The organism is Ruegeria sp. N11, assembly GCF_056531525.1.
The window spans coordinates 109,684-123,709 of the sequence record NZ_JBQFLX010000002.1; the positions used below are offsets into that span (position 1 = coordinate 109,684).

13 protein-coding genes are annotated in these 14,026 nt (G+C 60.2%); 2 read left to right on the plus strand and 11 right to left on the minus strand.

The genetic code is table 11. From position 1 onward, the window contains the following. The first annotated feature begins 3 nt into the window (after positions 1–3). Entirely contained in the window at positions 4–1,122 is a 1,119-nt protein-coding gene (gene ald, locus ACR0J8_RS02465) for an alanine dehydrogenase (RefSeq protein WP_170614334.1), read from the plus strand. Positions 1,123–1,255: 133 nt separating this feature from the next. Here ald and ACR0J8_RS02470 read toward each other — a convergent pair whose 3' ends face one another. The 11 genes from ACR0J8_RS02470 to ACR0J8_RS02520 form a co-directional block, all read right to left on the minus strand. Further along, positions 1,256–2,062 carry a mechanosensitive ion channel family protein gene (locus ACR0J8_RS02470; RefSeq protein ID WP_480522831.1) on the minus strand — a complete coding sequence of 269 codons (807 nt, stop codon included), beginning with the start codon at positions 2,060–2,062 and terminating at the stop codon, positions 1,256–1,258. 463 nt (positions 2,063–2,525) lie between these two features. Beyond that, on the minus strand, positions 2,526–2,972 hold the full coding sequence (locus ACR0J8_RS02475; RefSeq protein WP_480522830.1) for a YtoQ family protein: 447 nt from the start codon (positions 2,970–2,972) through the stop codon (positions 2,526–2,528). 81 nt (positions 2,973–3,053) lie between these two features. Further along, entirely contained in the window at positions 3,054–5,450 is a 2,397-nt protein-coding gene (gene pheT / locus ACR0J8_RS02480) for a phenylalanine--tRNA ligase subunit beta (protein ID WP_480522829.1), read from the minus strand. 78 nt (positions 5,451–5,528) lie between these two features. Beyond that, the gene (locus tag ACR0J8_RS02485; protein ID WP_480522828.1) at positions 5,529–6,323 is read right to left on the minus strand and encodes a CE1 family esterase; all 795 of its coding nucleotides are present in this window, start codon (positions 6,321–6,323) and stop codon (positions 5,529–5,531) included. A 153-nt stretch (positions 6,324–6,476) separates the two neighbouring features. Then, a complete protein-coding gene (locus ACR0J8_RS02490; RefSeq protein WP_480522827.1) occupies positions 6,477–7,175 on the minus strand; it encodes a hypothetical protein in 699 nt (232 codons plus the stop codon). Next, complete coding sequence (gene pheS / locus ACR0J8_RS02495; protein ID WP_480522826.1) at positions 7,172–8,245, minus strand: phenylalanine--tRNA ligase subunit alpha; 1,074 nt, start codon at positions 8,243–8,245, stop codon at positions 7,172–7,174. Before pheS ends, ACR0J8_RS02490 begins: the two co-directional genes overlap by 4 nt. Before the next feature lie 81 nt (positions 8,246–8,326). Then, positions 8,327–9,394, minus strand: coding sequence for a Hint domain-containing protein (locus ACR0J8_RS02500; RefSeq protein ID WP_480522825.1), 1,068 nt, complete (start codon positions 9,392–9,394; stop codon positions 8,327–8,329). Positions 9,395–9,498: 104 nt separating this feature from the next. Next, complete coding sequence (locus ACR0J8_RS02505) at positions 9,499–10,869, minus strand: glutamate--cysteine ligase (RefSeq protein ID WP_480522824.1); 1,371 nt, start codon at positions 10,867–10,869, stop codon at positions 9,499–9,501. 64 nt (positions 10,870–10,933) lie between these two features. Continuing rightward, complete coding sequence (locus ACR0J8_RS02510) at positions 10,934–11,461, minus strand: hypothetical protein (RefSeq protein ID WP_480522823.1); 528 nt, start codon at positions 11,459–11,461, stop codon at positions 10,934–10,936. Then, positions 11,458–12,309, minus strand: coding sequence for a GNAT family N-acetyltransferase (locus tag ACR0J8_RS02515; RefSeq protein ID WP_170807360.1), 852 nt, complete (start codon positions 12,307–12,309; stop codon positions 11,458–11,460). Before ACR0J8_RS02515 ends, ACR0J8_RS02510 begins: the two co-directional genes overlap by 4 nt. Continuing rightward, on the minus strand, positions 12,306–13,031 hold the full coding sequence (locus tag ACR0J8_RS02520; RefSeq protein WP_480522822.1) for a 16S rRNA (uracil(1498)-N(3))-methyltransferase: 726 nt from the start codon (positions 13,029–13,031) through the stop codon (positions 12,306–12,308). The genes ACR0J8_RS02515 and ACR0J8_RS02520 overlap by 4 nt, the downstream gene beginning before the upstream one ends. A gap of 12 nt (positions 13,032–13,043) precedes the next feature. Between ACR0J8_RS02520 and ubiA the strand changes: the two genes are divergently transcribed. After that, positions 13,044–14,006: a 4-hydroxybenzoate octaprenyltransferase gene (gene ubiA / locus ACR0J8_RS02525; RefSeq protein ID WP_480522821.1), complete on the plus strand. Its 963-nt coding sequence runs from the start codon at positions 13,044–13,046 to the stop codon at positions 14,004–14,006. Positions 14,007–14,026 lie beyond the last annotated feature (20 nt).

The following is a 14,026-nucleotide window of genomic DNA, read 5'->3' on the forward strand; positions in this document are numbered from 1 at the left end:
AAAATGAAAATCGGTTGCCCAAAGGAAATCAAACCTCAGGAATTCCGTGTCGGCATGACGCCCAACGCCGCACAGGAAGCTGTCGCGCGCGGCCATGAGGTCATCATCGAAACCGGAGCCGGCCTGGGATCCGGCTTTGACAATGACGCCTATACCGCTGCCGGTGCCAGCATCGTCGACACCGCGGCCGAGGTGTTCGCGACGGCGGACATGATCGTGAAAGTCAAGGAACCGCAGGCGGTCGAGCGCAAGATGCTGCGCGAAGGCCAGCTGCTGTTCACCTACCTTCACCTGGCCCCCGATCCGGATCAGACCCGCGACCTGCTGGACTCCGGCTGCACCGCCATTGCCTACGAAACCGTGACCGACGCCAATGGCGGCCTGCCGTTGCTGGCCCCGATGTCCGAAGTTGCTGGCCGTCTGGCCCCTCAGGTCGGCTCGTGGACGCTGCAAAAGGCCAATGGTGGCCGCGGGGTTCTGATGGGCGGCGTTCCCGGTGTTGGCCCGGCAAAGGTCGTCGTGATCGGCGGTGGTGTTGTTGGTACCCACGCCGCCAAGATCGCAGCCGGCATGGGCGCGGACGTCACCGTTCTGGACCGTTCACTGCCACGTCTGCGGTATCTGGACGACGTCTATGGCGGCACGTTCAAGAACCAGTACTCGACCGCTGGCGCAACGGCTGAACTGATCCAGACCGCAGACATGGTGATCGGCGCCGTTCTGATCCCCGGCGCAGAAGCTCCCAAGCTGGTCTCGCGCGCACAACTGTCCACAATGAAGCCGGGTGCGGTGCTGGTGGACGTGGCCATCGACCAGGGCGGCTGCTTTGAAACCTCGAAAGCCACCACCCATGCGGAACCGATCTACGAGGTCGATGGCATCATGCACTATTGCGTGGCCAACATGCCGGGCGCGGTTGCGCGCACCTCGACCATCGCATTGGGCAACGCGACCATGCCGTTCATGCTGGCGCTGGCGGACAAGGGTTGGAAACAGGCCTGTCAGGATGACCCGCACCTGCTGAACGGTCTGAACGTTCACGCCGGGCAGCTGACCTATTTCGCGGTCGGCAAGGCGCTGGGAATTGATGTCGTCTCTCCCAACGTAATTGTTAAATCCTAAGCCCTCCCGCCGTTGAAAGCGCCCGCTGATGCGGGTGCTTTACAGCGTTAGGCATAGCGCCGCGCCTCCGGGCGCGGCGCCGGACCCAACAGGAGAAGGGCATTTCCAATGCCCGCCCGACGGGCGGGAGCCATCAGCCCTGTTTCTGGATCTCCACTGAATGCGGATAGGGGATCGATACACCCTTGGAGTCAAAGGCTTCCTTGATCGTCTTGGTGAGTTCGAACCTGACGTCCCAGTAATCCGCCGCCGCACACCACAGGCGCGCCGTCAGATCGACCGAGCTGTCACCCAGATTGGTCACACGCACCCAAGGCTCCGGATCACTGTGAATACGTTCATCCGCCTTGGCCACATCCAGAATAATATTCATCGCCTCATCTGCGCTGTCGCCATAGTCAATGCCAAACACCAGATCGACGCGGCGCGTATCATGTGCCGAGTAGTTGGTGATAATTGATCCCCATGACTGGCCATTCGGAACGATGATCTGCACGTTGTCCGGCGTCACCAGTTCCGTCGTGAACAGATTGAGGTCTTTTACGGTTCCCGCCGTCCCGCCGATATCGACATACTGGCCCAGCTTGTAGGGGCGGAACACGACCAGCATGACACCAGCGGCCAGATCGCTCAGCGTTCCCTGCAGGGCCAGGCCGATGGCCAGCGATGCGGCACCCAGAATGGCCACGATACTGGTCGCCTGGATCCCAAAGATCCCAAGTACGGCAACTACAACCATCGCGAGAATGACCCATTTGATGATGCTGGCGGCAAAGTTGCCCAATGTTGGATCGATCTGAGGTGTTCTGTTGATCCGGCGACGGACCATACCGCTGATTGCACCCGCTGCGATCCAACCCAAAATCAGAACAATCAGCGCCTTGCCTGCATTCAGCACAACCGGCAGATAGCCGTTTGTCATTTCTACAATCTGGTCCATTTCCATTCCCGATCACTCCCTAAGCCGCAGTTTTCGCTATTATTAAAACAGATACCTATACATCTGCGCAGATCCCAAACAATTGATGCAGCAGCAGACACTTTTTCAGCACGCCGCGAGCCTCCGTACGTTTATCCGGTTCGCTCTGGCCTGCCCGCGCTTCTTCGGTCCGTTCTTTTTGCCTTTTTCGCGCGTTCCTTCGCACGATTCACCAGTTTGTCCAGCAGGGGCAAACCCCAAGTGTTGGGATTTCGTATAGGATGACTGCGCCATTCTCACAAACGCGCAATCATTTTCATGGGAAAGGCGGCATGTTTTTCCCCAGTGATGCCAGTGGTTGGGATCCGATCGGCCACGCGGAAGACGCCAGTCGGCAGCAATCAGCGCGGACCGGGGCCGTTTGCAAGGACGCCTGCATTCAGACGGTAAATCCGAGGAAAATGACCTGCGTTCGGTCCGCAGATCACTTCGGCAGCGCGCCGGTCAACACATACCGCAGGACACCGACAACCTGTTCCGGTGTCTCGGTCACGGCCAGCGCGGCAGCGTCCACCTCTTTCAGCGCGTGCTGATGATCTGGCCCGTGCATCACGATCAGAGACTTACCCAAAGCCGCCGCATAACCGGCATCAAAGGCGGCGTTCCATTGCTTGTATTTGTCGCCAAACCGAACCACGACCACATCCGCATCGGCGATCCCCTTGCGCGTTCTGATGGCGTTGACCATCGCGCCTTTGTGGTCATGCCAGTATTTGTCCGGCTCGGCGCCCAGAATGGCAACGCCGCAATCGTCACTGGCCGCATGATCCGTCACCGGGCTGTTGAACCCGATGCTCAGCCCCTTGGCACCTTCGATGATCTGTTCACGCCAGTCCGTATGGATTTCCCCGGACAGATAAACGTTCAGCATGGCTTTCTCCTCTCCAGACAACAAAGGGGCGCAACCGCCCCTTCATCTTTTTGAAAATACTCCCGCCGGAGGCGGACTCCATCAGCCCCGCAGCGTACCGCCCGTGGCCTTGGCGACCTTTTCAACGATCTTGGCGCTGACGGCTTCGATGTCTTTTTCCTTCAGTGTCTTGTCCGTCGGCTGAAGTCGCACGGTAATGGCCAGGGACTTTTTGCCTTCACCCACACTTCCACCGATAAACTCGTCGAACACACGCACGTCCTCAATCAGCGCCTTGTCGGCACCTGCCGCAGCATTGACCAGTGTCAGGGCCTCGACCCCGGCATCGACAACAAAGGCAAAATCGCGCTCGACCGCCTGCAGGTCACGCAGTTCCAGCGCCGCGCGGGTGGCGCCGGATTTTCGGGGCAAAGGCACCTCGTCCGGCCAGATCGTGAAGGCCATTGCCGGGCCCTTGATATCCATCGCCTGCAGGACGCGCGGGTGCAGTTCGCCAAATACACCAAGTACCTTCTTCGGGCCCAGACAAATCCTACCGTGACGACCCGGATGCCACCAGGTGTCACCGTCACGCAGAACCTGAACCTTGGCAGGTGCGCCGATCGCGGCCAGAACGGCTTCGGCATCCGCCTTGGCGTCGAACGCGTCGACCGGGCGCGACGCGCCATGCACATCCTTGGGGCCATTTCGACCGACCAGCAGGCCGGTGATCTGGGTCTTCTGATCGCCGGGTTCGCCATCATGAAAAACCGGACCGACCTCAAACAAAGCCACGTCCGCGTACCCACGCGCCTGATTACGGGCCGCAGCCTGCAGCAGCCCCGGCAAAAGGTCCGGGCGCATATGGCTCATCTCGGACGAGATCGGATTTTCCAGCTTCGTCGTGTCATCGCCCCCGCCAAACAGCGCGGCCGAGGCCTGATCGATGAACGTGTAGCTGACGCATTCGTTGTACCCGAGCGCCGCACAGGTGCGTCGCGCCATCGACTGCCGCCGCTGCGCCGGGGTCATCACCGGCTTCGGAATGCCGTCTGTGACCCGCGGCAATGGCTTTCCCTGCAGCTTGGTCAGGGATGCAATCCGCGCGACTTCTTCCACCAGATCGGCCTCACCCATGACATCGGGGCGCCAGCTGGGAACATGGGCCATCTCGCCTTCCAGACGAAAGCCCAGCCGGGTCAGGGTCTGGCGCTGCTCGCTTTCAGGGATGTCCATGCCGACCAGGGACCGAACCCGCGCCGCGTCCAGCTTGTAGGCGCGCGCGTGGTTCGGCGCCTTGCCTGCCTCGACCACGTTCGAAACTTCACCGCCACAGATATCAAGGATCATCTGCGTCGCATGCTCCAGCCCTTCACGGGTGTATTCCGGATCGACGCCACGTTCAAAACGGTAACGGGCATCGGAATTAATCCTGAGCGCCCGGCCCGTCAAAGCAATCTGAACGTGATCCCAAAAGGCGCTTTCGAGGAAAACGTTAACGGTCTCTTCGGTGCAGCCGGTTTCCTGCCCGCCCATGATGCCCGCAATCGATTCCGGGCCCTTGTCATCCGAAATCACCATCATGCCGGGCTGGATAGTGTATTCCTTCTCGTCTAGTGCCACCAGCTTTTCGCCGCCTTTGGCGCGGTGAACGCGCAGGTTGCCCTGCACCTTGTCCGCGTCGAAAACGTGCAGAGGGCGGTTGTGGTCAAAAGTCATGTAGTTGGTGATGTCCACCAAGGCCGAAATCGGGCGCAGACCGATTGCCTTCAGCTGATCCTGCAACCATTGCGGGCTGGGGCCGTTCTTCACGCCCCGGATCAGACGGCCGGTGAAATGCGGACAGCCATCCAGCGTGTCCTCGTCAATCGTCACCTTGATCGGGCTTTCGTAGTCACCCGGGACCGGCACGTAGTCACGTTGTTTCAGGGTGCCGATGCCACGCGCGGCCAGATCGCGGGCGATCCCTTCGACGCCCAGCGCGTCCGGACGGTTCGGAGTGATCGCAATCTCGATCATCGGATCGACTTTCGAGGGGTCATTCTCGGCCAGCCAATCGACAAACTTGTCGCCGACTTCGCCTGAAGGCAGTTCAATGATGCCATCATGTTCATCCGACAACTCAAGCTCGCGTTCAGACGCCATCATGCCGAAGCTTTCGACGCCTCGGATCTTGCCCACGCTGATCGTCAGGTCCAGACCGGGGATATACATGCCGGGTTTGCAAACAACGACCGTGATACCCTCACGCGCATTCGGGGCACCGCAGATGATCTGCAACTCACCCTCATCGGTTTCGACCTTGCAGACGCGCAGCTTGTCCGCGTCGGGGTGTTTCTCGGCATGTTTCACATAGCCGAGCCTAAAGTCCTTCAGCCGGTCCGCCGGGTTCACGATCTCTTCGACCTCAAGCCCGAGATCGGTCAGCGCCTCGGCGATCTCATCAACCGAAGCGTCAGTGTCGAGGTGGTCTTTCAGCCAGGACAGAGTGAATTTCATTGCACGGGGCCTTTTTTGGCAAACATCCAGTCGGCAAAGGCAATGGCAAAGATTGCGCCGGGGTGCAAGCGCTGCGCGTCACGGATAGCTGGGGGTGCGGCCCAAAAGCTCATCCAACTGCCGCCCGATCCAGCCATGGGGGATGAAATGCCCGCCGGGATGGGTATCCAGCGTGACCTGCCCGCGCGCGCAATCGGTCCATTCCACCCGGCTGAGGGTCAGGATCGGCACGACACTCCAATCCCCGCGCGGGGCCGCGTCTGTGCAGCCGTATTTCTGCCGCCACAAAGCCACCGGATAGGTCGTATCGCCATTCGCGCCATACGGAAAATCCATCACCGTATCGCTGAGCCCATGCACATGGCGCACCTCGCGCGGGGCCTGCGGGCAGTCCTCGGTCTGGCGGATCGAACCCGCAACAGCCAGCAGCGCGGCAACATCGTTCCCCGACTGACAGGCATAACGCCACGCCATCGCGCCGCCAAAGGAATAGCCCGAAACATAGATGCGATCCGGATCGATCGGGTATCGCCTGGCCACATCCTCAAGCACCCGGTCGGCAAAAGCCACATCATCGGTGTCCGACGTCCAGAAATCCCAGCTTTTGCCCAACCCGTTCGGCGCCACCAGCAACGCGCCGCGCAGTTTCGTGGCCCCGGCGATGCGCTCGTGGTTCACCACAACCGTCCCCTGCCGCGCCCAGCCATGGAAATGCAGCAACACCGGCAAGGGCGTCTCGGCATCCCAGCCATCGGGTTCCAGCACATGATACGAGCGATCACCGACCTGACAGGCGATATCGCCGTGACAGGATTCAATGGCGGTGGCTCGGGTGGCGATCAGCAGGAAGAGGCAGAGCAATCGGTAAATCATCCGTCGAACCCTAGCGAGCCTGCGCCCGCTGTCACGTCACAACCCCGTGGGCGCATGTAACAAGCCGCGCTGTCGCCAGACTGTGAGGTGGTCGACCTTGAACTTAATTCAGCGGATACGACGACAAGCTCGCAGCACCCCGGGAAAAGCGCTTCAGTTGTCGACATCTTCCGCAGTTTGCGATTGCTGCTCGCCCTCTACAACAACTGCCTCATTTGGAAGGATAAAATTGACAATATCAGTCACATACAGCCCAGCGTAGTATGCAGCTAGCACAGCCAAAACTATTGTCATCCCAGAATAGGGTTTTTTAAGATAGTGTTGGAAAACGACGCCTTCCGCATCGCGTTCAATTCTATCACCATCCAAGAAAACCCCGGAAACATCGAAGCTATCTATTCCAAAAATCGTCAACTTCGAAAGCGATTGCGTACCCACGGAGGAGATTTTTAGTTCCACGTGGCCATTTGCGCTTGGCAGCTTGTCAACAGCAACACTAGGTTCGATCAATAGACTTGAAGGCGCAGCGTTCAGCAAAACTGTGACGTTCCTAGCGGGAGCATTTCCGCTATTTGCCAACCCTAAACAGAGCGCTTTTCCCCCGTCAAATAAGCCCTCACGTAGAGAATGCCGAGTATCTGGCGACATAATTGTGCTGTCTTCATATGATGACTCGATGAGTTGAGAAATCTCACCAAAGTAGCCTTCACGTCTTGGTATTTGGTTTGCATACAAAACAAACCATCTAAGGTTGGCACGACTGCGACTTCTTTGCCAAAGCCAATTGACTACCAACCCACCAATAATCGTTGCCAGTATCCCGGCCAAAAACGCCGGAAACACTTCGCTCACCGAGACAAACCACCATGCAGATTCGGCATATCCAGCGCCGCGAACCCATAATGCCTCAACCAGCGAAGGTCTGAATCAAAGAACGCCCGCAAATCCGGGATGCCGTATTTCAGCATCGCCAAACGGTCGATGCCGATGCCGAAGGCAAAGCCCTGATAGACCTCCGGATCAATGCCACCGGCGGCGATCACTTTGGGGTGGACCATGCCCGAGCCCAGAATCTCCATCCAGTCGTCGCCCTCGCCGATCTTCAGCTGACCGTTATCCCAGGAACAGCGGATATCGACCTCGGCCGATGGCTCGGTGAAGGGAAAGTGCGAGGCGCGGAAGCGCAGTTCGACGTCGTCAACCTCGAAGAAGGCTTTCACGAACTCTTCCAGAACCCATTTCAGGTTCGCCATCGAGATGTCCTTGTCGATGGCAAGCCCCTCGACCTGATGGAACATCGGCGTGTGGGTCTGGTCATAGTCGGCGCGATAGACACCGCCCGGGCAGATCACGCGGATCGGCGCGCCCTGTTTCTCCATCGAGCGGATCTGCACCGGCGAGGTATGCGTCCGCAGCACATGCGGCGGGCGGTTGTCGCCTGCGGCGCGGTGCATGTAGAACGTATCCATTTCGGCCCGCGCGGGGTGGTGGCCGGGGATATTCAGTGCGTCGAAGTTGTGCCAGTCGGTTTCGATCCGCGGCCCTTCGGCCACCGAGAAACCCAGTTCGGCAAAAATCGCGGTCAGTTCCTCGGTCGCCTGGCTGACCGGATGAATCGAGCCCTGACGGCGGGCGCGGGTCGGCAGGGTGACGTCCAGCCATTCGGTGCGCAGACGCTCATCCAGCGTGGCGTCGGCCAGAGCGGCTTTTTTGGCGGATAGCGCCGAGTTGATCTCATCCTTCAGGGCGTTCAGCGCCGGGCCTGCAACCTGGCGTTCCTCGGGTGTCATTTTGCCCAGCTCGCGCATCTTCAGCGCGACTTCGCCCTTTTTGCCCACGGCGGCCACGCGGATCGCTTCGAGCGCGTTCTCGTCGCCTGCGTCTGCGATCTGACCCAGATATTTTGCCTTAAGATCGTCCATGACGCTTCCTGACTTTGGCCCCTGAATGCTGTTGCGGACCTGCTATCACAGCAGCCCGCGAAAGCAAGAGGGCGCGCACATTCAGGCGGAACGTAACAGCGCGGTGGTTCTGTCCTGCCGCACCGGGCGCGCAGCAAGACCATATGCCTCGGGGTGATTGCGCAGCTGGGGAAATAGCGCCAGCAACTCGTCCTGAGTGTCCGATCCCAAACCCGCAAGCCCCTCCTGCCCCGGAAAAAAGCTCTCGGAGATCAAGCCAGAGGTGGTGACAAGCTGATGGCGGTCAAACAGCAGGTGGATGTACCTGACAATGTCGCAAGGGTATTGTGTCACGGTGGTGCCGTTGACCAGAGATATCGCGGGAACCAGTACCTCATCTTCGCCAAACAGCAATTCGGCCTGCCAACCGGTGATCAGGATACGATGCTGGGGAGAGACCAGAATATCGGCCTCGGCCCCAAGTGTACCCGCGTGGATCCGGATCGGCGCAAAGCGGCCACGACCTGAGACCGTGCGCCCGCCAACCCAGCGAACCGGCAGCGGCCCGGCGTCGATTGTGTGCACCAGATCACCCAGCCGCAGATTTTCGACAGCGCAACGTCCGTCGGGCGTCTCCACCATTGTGCCCGCCGTGAAACAGGCCGCACCACTGTCGCCGGGGGCCACTGACCCGTAGGTCAGGATATCCGGATCGGGCTGATTGAATTGCAACGTTGTCGTGGTCTGGTTCGGTCCGACCAGAACCGGCAGGTTGACCGAAGTCTGCCCCGCCGCAAGCCCGTTTTGCGCGACGATGTTCGTTGTGCCGCCACCGATATCGTAAAAATCGATGACCTGACCAGTGTTCGTATTGGTCAGTGCATAAGTTTCGTAGTTGGTCGGCCCGCCCCCGTTGGGGTCTGTCAAAAGGATCGGGAAGTCATCCGCCGATATGACAAAAACAAGCTCATTGTTGTCGGCATCGACCGACATCTGAACTGAGGGATGATCCAGCGGAATTTCGATCCCGACCTGCCCGTTTGCCTGGTAGAACGAGACCGTGAAATCTGCCGGAATCTCATCTGGGCGCAGTGCGACTTCAAGAAATTCGTTTACGCCCGAACTGGCGGCGTAGGCGTTGGAATAATGAAGTTCACTGATACGGGCCATGGATCACTCGCGCGACGGAATGCGTGCTAGTATCTGACGGCCCGCAAGAAGTACAAGACATTAGGCCTGTTTTGGCAAATCATGCCTTAACGCGCCCGATGGTCTCAGTAGCTGTATTCAGGGTAAATACGGGTCAGATCGCCGTTCCAGTCTCCATAGAAGTGATCCAGCAACTCGTCTGCCGGAATCTTACCGGTCTCGATACTGTCCTTCAGCGCATTCAGGAAATGGGTCTCATCGGGGACCAGACCTCCGGCGCCGGGGCGGGCACGGGATTTCAGGCCGGCCTCGGAAATGGCCACCACTTCGCGTGCCAGATCATGCATGCTGATGTTGCCAACCCGCGCCTGCAGCCCGTCTTTGGCGGCCTCAACCCGCAGCGCCTCGCGGGTTTCCGCGTCCCAGCCTTTGACCAGATCCCACGCCGCATCCAGCGCGCCCTGATCGTAGGTCAGCCCGACCCAGAAGGCAGGCAGCGCGCACAGGCGGCGCCACGGGCCGCCGTCGGCACCGCGCATTTCCATGAACTTCTTGATCCGCGCTTCGGGGAAGGCGGTGGTCAGGTGGTCGGCCCAGTCGGACAGGGTCGGGGTTTCCCCCGGCAGCGCCGGCAGTTTGCCCTGCAGGAAATCACGGAAGGACATGCCCAGAGCGTTGATATACTGTCCGTCGCGATAGACGAAATACATCGGCACATCGAGCGCATACTGAACGTAACGCTCGAACCCGAATCCGTCCTCGAACACGAAGGGCAACATCCCGGTACGGGCATCGTCCAGATGCCGCCAGATGTGGCTGCGCCAGCTTTTCTGTCCGTTGACCTTACCTTCAAAGAACGGAGAGTTTGCAAACAGCGCCGTTGCCACCGGCTGCAACGCCAGTGCCACGCGCAGTTTCTGAACCATGTCGGCCTCGGAGCCGAAGTCGATATTGACCTGTACCGTGCATGTGCGCCGCATCATGGCGCGGCCCATGGTGCCGACTTCTTCCATATAGTCGTTCATCAGCCGATAACGGCCCTTGGGCATCAGCGGCATCTGGTCATGGGTCCAGATCGGAGCCGCCCCCAAACCAATGAAACCGACACCAATCTCGTCGGCGATATCCTTCACCTCGCGCAGGTGAGTGTTCACCTCGTCACAGGTTTCGTGGATGGTCTCCAGCGGAGCACCCGACAATTCCAGCGCGCCGCCCGGTTCCAGGCTGACATTCGCGCCGTCCTTTTCCAGACCGATCAGATGCCCGGCTTCGCGTACCTCGCTCCAGCCGTGACGGTCGCGCAAGCCTTCAAGCACCGCAACGATGGACCGGGTGCCTTCAAACGGCAGCGGTTTCAGCGTGTCCTTGCAATACCCGAACTTCTCATGCTCGGTACCGATACGCCAATCGGCCTTGGGCTTGCAGCCCGATTCCAGATATTCGGCCAGTTGCTCGTGGCGTTCGATCGGCCCGCCGCCGGACTGGGGAATGGACATGAACCGCGCTCCGCTCCTGAAGTGTCTGTTGCTGGGTCAGTCGTGGTCGCAAACGCGGCCAGTGTCAATGCAGGCGCATATGCGAAGGGCGCGAGGGCGTGCGTTCCCAGATTACCACCGGATGCGCCGATCCGCCGTTGAGTTCCGACAACATCTGTTCGGTTTTCAGCCCCGGCAGGGCCGAGAACACATCAAACAGCGCCTCGGCGCCTTCGGCGTTCACAGGAATGTGAAGTGCGGGCTGTCCCGGCTGGTCCAGCACCCAATGCGCCGGGTCCGAGGTCGGGTCCAGCGCCAGCCTCTCGATTTCGCGCGCTGCGACAATGCCGCCATCCAGAGGCCCGAGATAGGTGATCTGCCCCTCATCTATTGTCACGACACCGGGACCACCGGCACCCATGCGGAATCGCACCCGCTGCACCCCGATCACCGCCAGCGCCACCGCCACGGCGACCAAAATCCATCCCATCCAGCCCAGCAGCCCGCCGGGCCCGCTAATCCAACTCAGGCCTACCAGAAAAACGGCGACAGCCACCAGCACTTCGCGCCAGCGCCAAAGGGCCAGTTTCGCTTCCGGGCGGATGAAACTCATGCGGCGGCCTCCTTTTCCGTCTTGAACAGGTTCACCGAGAACTGACCTGCCCGAACAAATCCTACTGCGATATAGGCCCGCGCCGCAAAATCTGAAGCGGCAAAAAGTACGGCACGTGACACACCCTTTGCGCGCGTCTCGGCCAGATGCAGCGCGACGGCGGTTCGGGCATAGCCGCGGCGGCGCAGTTCAGGCGGCGTATAAACCCCGCCGATCTGAACCACGTCTGGCAAAACGGCGTTGAAACCGGTCATGCAGACAGGTTGGTTGTTCAACAACAACGCCCGGTGGCTGTCCAGGCTCAGATACCCGTCAATGTCGCGCTCGGCCTGATGTTGCGCCTGATCCGAGTCCTTTCCCAAGGATTCCAGATGGTAGCTGTGCCGCCAGTGAACGGCCAGCGCCCGGTCAATTGCCGACAAGGGGACAAGGCGCGCTCCCGGCAGGTCTGGAATAATCAGCTGTTCCAGTTCCAGCGAAAAGGCAGGCTCATCCCGGCTGAGGATAGCGGGTCTGTTTTGCCAGCCAGCCAGTTGCAAAATGCGCCGGGCTTGGGCGGCCTCACCGATCACACCGATGACCGGGCGGCTTTTCAACATCTTTAGTACCGCTTCAAGCTCGGCATCGGTGCAATCCCGGCACTGCGGCAACAGCATTCCTTCGTTCGTGATGGCCAGAACGGCGCGCGGCGGCTCGCCCAGCATCCAGACCTTTAGGGACCGGGGTTCCGATCCGTTCAGTCCGAAATCCCGCAGATTGGCCAGCGGAAACATTGAAGATTGCAGGTGACGGCGCAGAAATTCCTCGATCGCGGGCAGGTCGGCCGCCTGCGCCAAACACCAGGTCACGACCAATCCCCCAGCGCCTGCTGCCACATGGTCAGGGCCGCCACAGTCGCAGTATCCGCGCGCAGAATGCGCGGGCCCAGACTGACCACATGCGCATAAGGCAATGCGGTCAGGCGGTTGCGCTCACGCTCGGAAAACCCGCCCTCGGGACCGATCAGAATGGCCCAAGGCCCGCCCTTTTCCTGTTCGGCCAGACGCCGAGCCGAGCCTACTTCCGCCTCGTTGCAGAACATCAGTTGCCGCCCATCGGGCCAAGCATCCAGCACACGTTCCAGGCGCTGCAGCTCGCAAACTTCGGGTACGAAGGTTCCGCCGCACTGTTCGGCGGCCTCAACCGCATGGGCCTGCAAACGGTCCTGCCGGATGCGTTCGGAATTGGTGAATTCGGTCTGCACCGGCATGATCCGAGCGGCACCCATTTCCGCCGCCTTTTCAACGATGAAGTCGGTGCGTGCCTTTTTAATCGGCGCGAACAGAAACCAAAGGTCGGGCGGCATCTGCAACGGTCTTGTCTGTTCGACACAGGCCAGCGTGCCGCCGCGTTTGCCTGCCTCGGCCACCTCGGCCAGCCACTCTCCGTCCCGACTGTTGAACAGGGCAACGTGCCCCCCGACAGCCAGGCGCATGACGCCGAACAGGTAATGTGCCTGCTCGCGCGTCAATTCAACGGATTGCCCCCGACCCAGAGGGTGCTCTACATACAGTCTGATTTTTGCACTCATGAGACCTTACATATGCAAGGCAATGCCCCAACACCAGATGGTCAGGTCGCCGATGCCGTCAGCGGCAACTGGGTCGACACCCATGCGCCCGCCTTTGCGCGGCCCTACCTGCGCCTCAGCCGCGCGGACCGGCCCATCGGCACGTGGCTGCTGCTGATTCCCTGCTGGTGGGGCCTTGCGCTGGCAATTCTCAGCGACGGAAACCCACGCTGGGAGGATCTGTGGATCGCCATCGGCTGCGCCATCGGAGCCTTTCTTATGCGTGGTGCAGGCTGTACCTGGAACGATATCACCGACCGCGAATTTGACGGGCAGGTGGAGCGCACACGGTCCCGGCCGATCCCGTCCGGACAGGTCAGCGTTCGGCAGGCCGTTGTCTGGATGGGCCTGCAATGCCTGCTGGCGCTGGGGATTCTTCTGACTTTCAATCAGGCGGCCATCGCCATGGGCGTTCTGTCCCTGTTGCCCGTGACCATCTACCCTTACGCAAAGCGGTTCACTTGGTGGCCTCAGGTCTTTCTGGGCCTGGCCTTCAATTGGGGCGCGCTGCTGGCCTGGGCCGCCCATAGCGGCACGGTAGGCTGGCCCGCAGTTACCCTGTACCTGTCAGGCATCGCCTGGACGCTGTTTTATGACACCATCTATGCCCATCAGGATGCCGAGGATGACGAACTGATCGGCATCAAATCCACTGCGCGGCTGTTCGGGACGGATACGGCGAAATGGCTCAAGTATTTTCTGGTCGCAACCGTCGCGCTTATGGGACTTGCCATCATCGATGGCGCGGCCCAGCAGGCGTCCATCATGGCACTGGTCGTTGCCCTGACCGGGCCATGGGCGATGGGCTGGCACATGGCCTGGCAATTGCGCGGGCTGGATATCGAAGACAACGCCAAACTGTTGCAACTGTTCCGGGCCAACCGCGACACCGGCTTGATTCCGCTGATCTTCCTCTGCGTCGCGCTTCTGCTCTGATTGCACCCCAGGCCACGCCT

Coding starts and splice junctions, on each gene's coding strand:
- pheS (WP_480522826.1), bottom strand. CDS start 8,245: ATGGACGATCTTAAGGCAAAATATCTGGGTCAGATCGCAGACGCAGGC.
- ubiA (WP_480522821.1), top strand. CDS start 13,044: ATGCAAGGCAATGCCCCAACACCAGATGGTCAGGTCGCCGATGCCGTC.
- ACR0J8_RS02470 (WP_480522831.1), bottom strand. CDS start 2,062: ATGGACCAGATTGTAGAAATGACAAACGGCTATCTGCCGGTTGTGCTG.
- ACR0J8_RS02485 (WP_480522828.1), bottom strand. CDS start 6,323: ATGATTTACCGATTGCTCTGCCTCTTCCTGCTGATCGCCACCCGAGCC.
- ACR0J8_RS02500 (WP_480522825.1), bottom strand. CDS start 9,394: ATGGCCCGTATCAGTGAACTTCATTATTCCAACGCCTACGCCGCCAGT.
- ACR0J8_RS02520 (WP_480522822.1), bottom strand. CDS start 13,031: ATGAGTGCAAAAATCAGACTGTATGTAGAGCACCCTCTGGGTCGGGGG.
- pheT (WP_480522829.1), bottom strand. CDS start 5,450: ATGAAATTCACTCTGTCCTGGCTGAAAGACCACCTCGACACTGACGCT.
- ACR0J8_RS02475 (WP_480522830.1), bottom strand. CDS start 2,972: ATGCTGAACGTTTATCTGTCCGGGGAAATCCATACGGACTGGCGTGAA.
- ald (WP_170614334.1), top strand. CDS start 4: ATGAAAATCGGTTGCCCAAAGGAAATCAAACCTCAGGAATTCCGTGTC.
- ACR0J8_RS02505 (WP_480522824.1), bottom strand. CDS start 10,869: ATGTCCATTCCCCAGTCCGGCGGCGGGCCGATCGAACGCCACGAGCAA.
- ACR0J8_RS02510 (WP_480522823.1), bottom strand. CDS start 11,461: ATGAGTTTCATCCGCCCGGAAGCGAAACTGGCCCTTTGGCGCTGGCGC.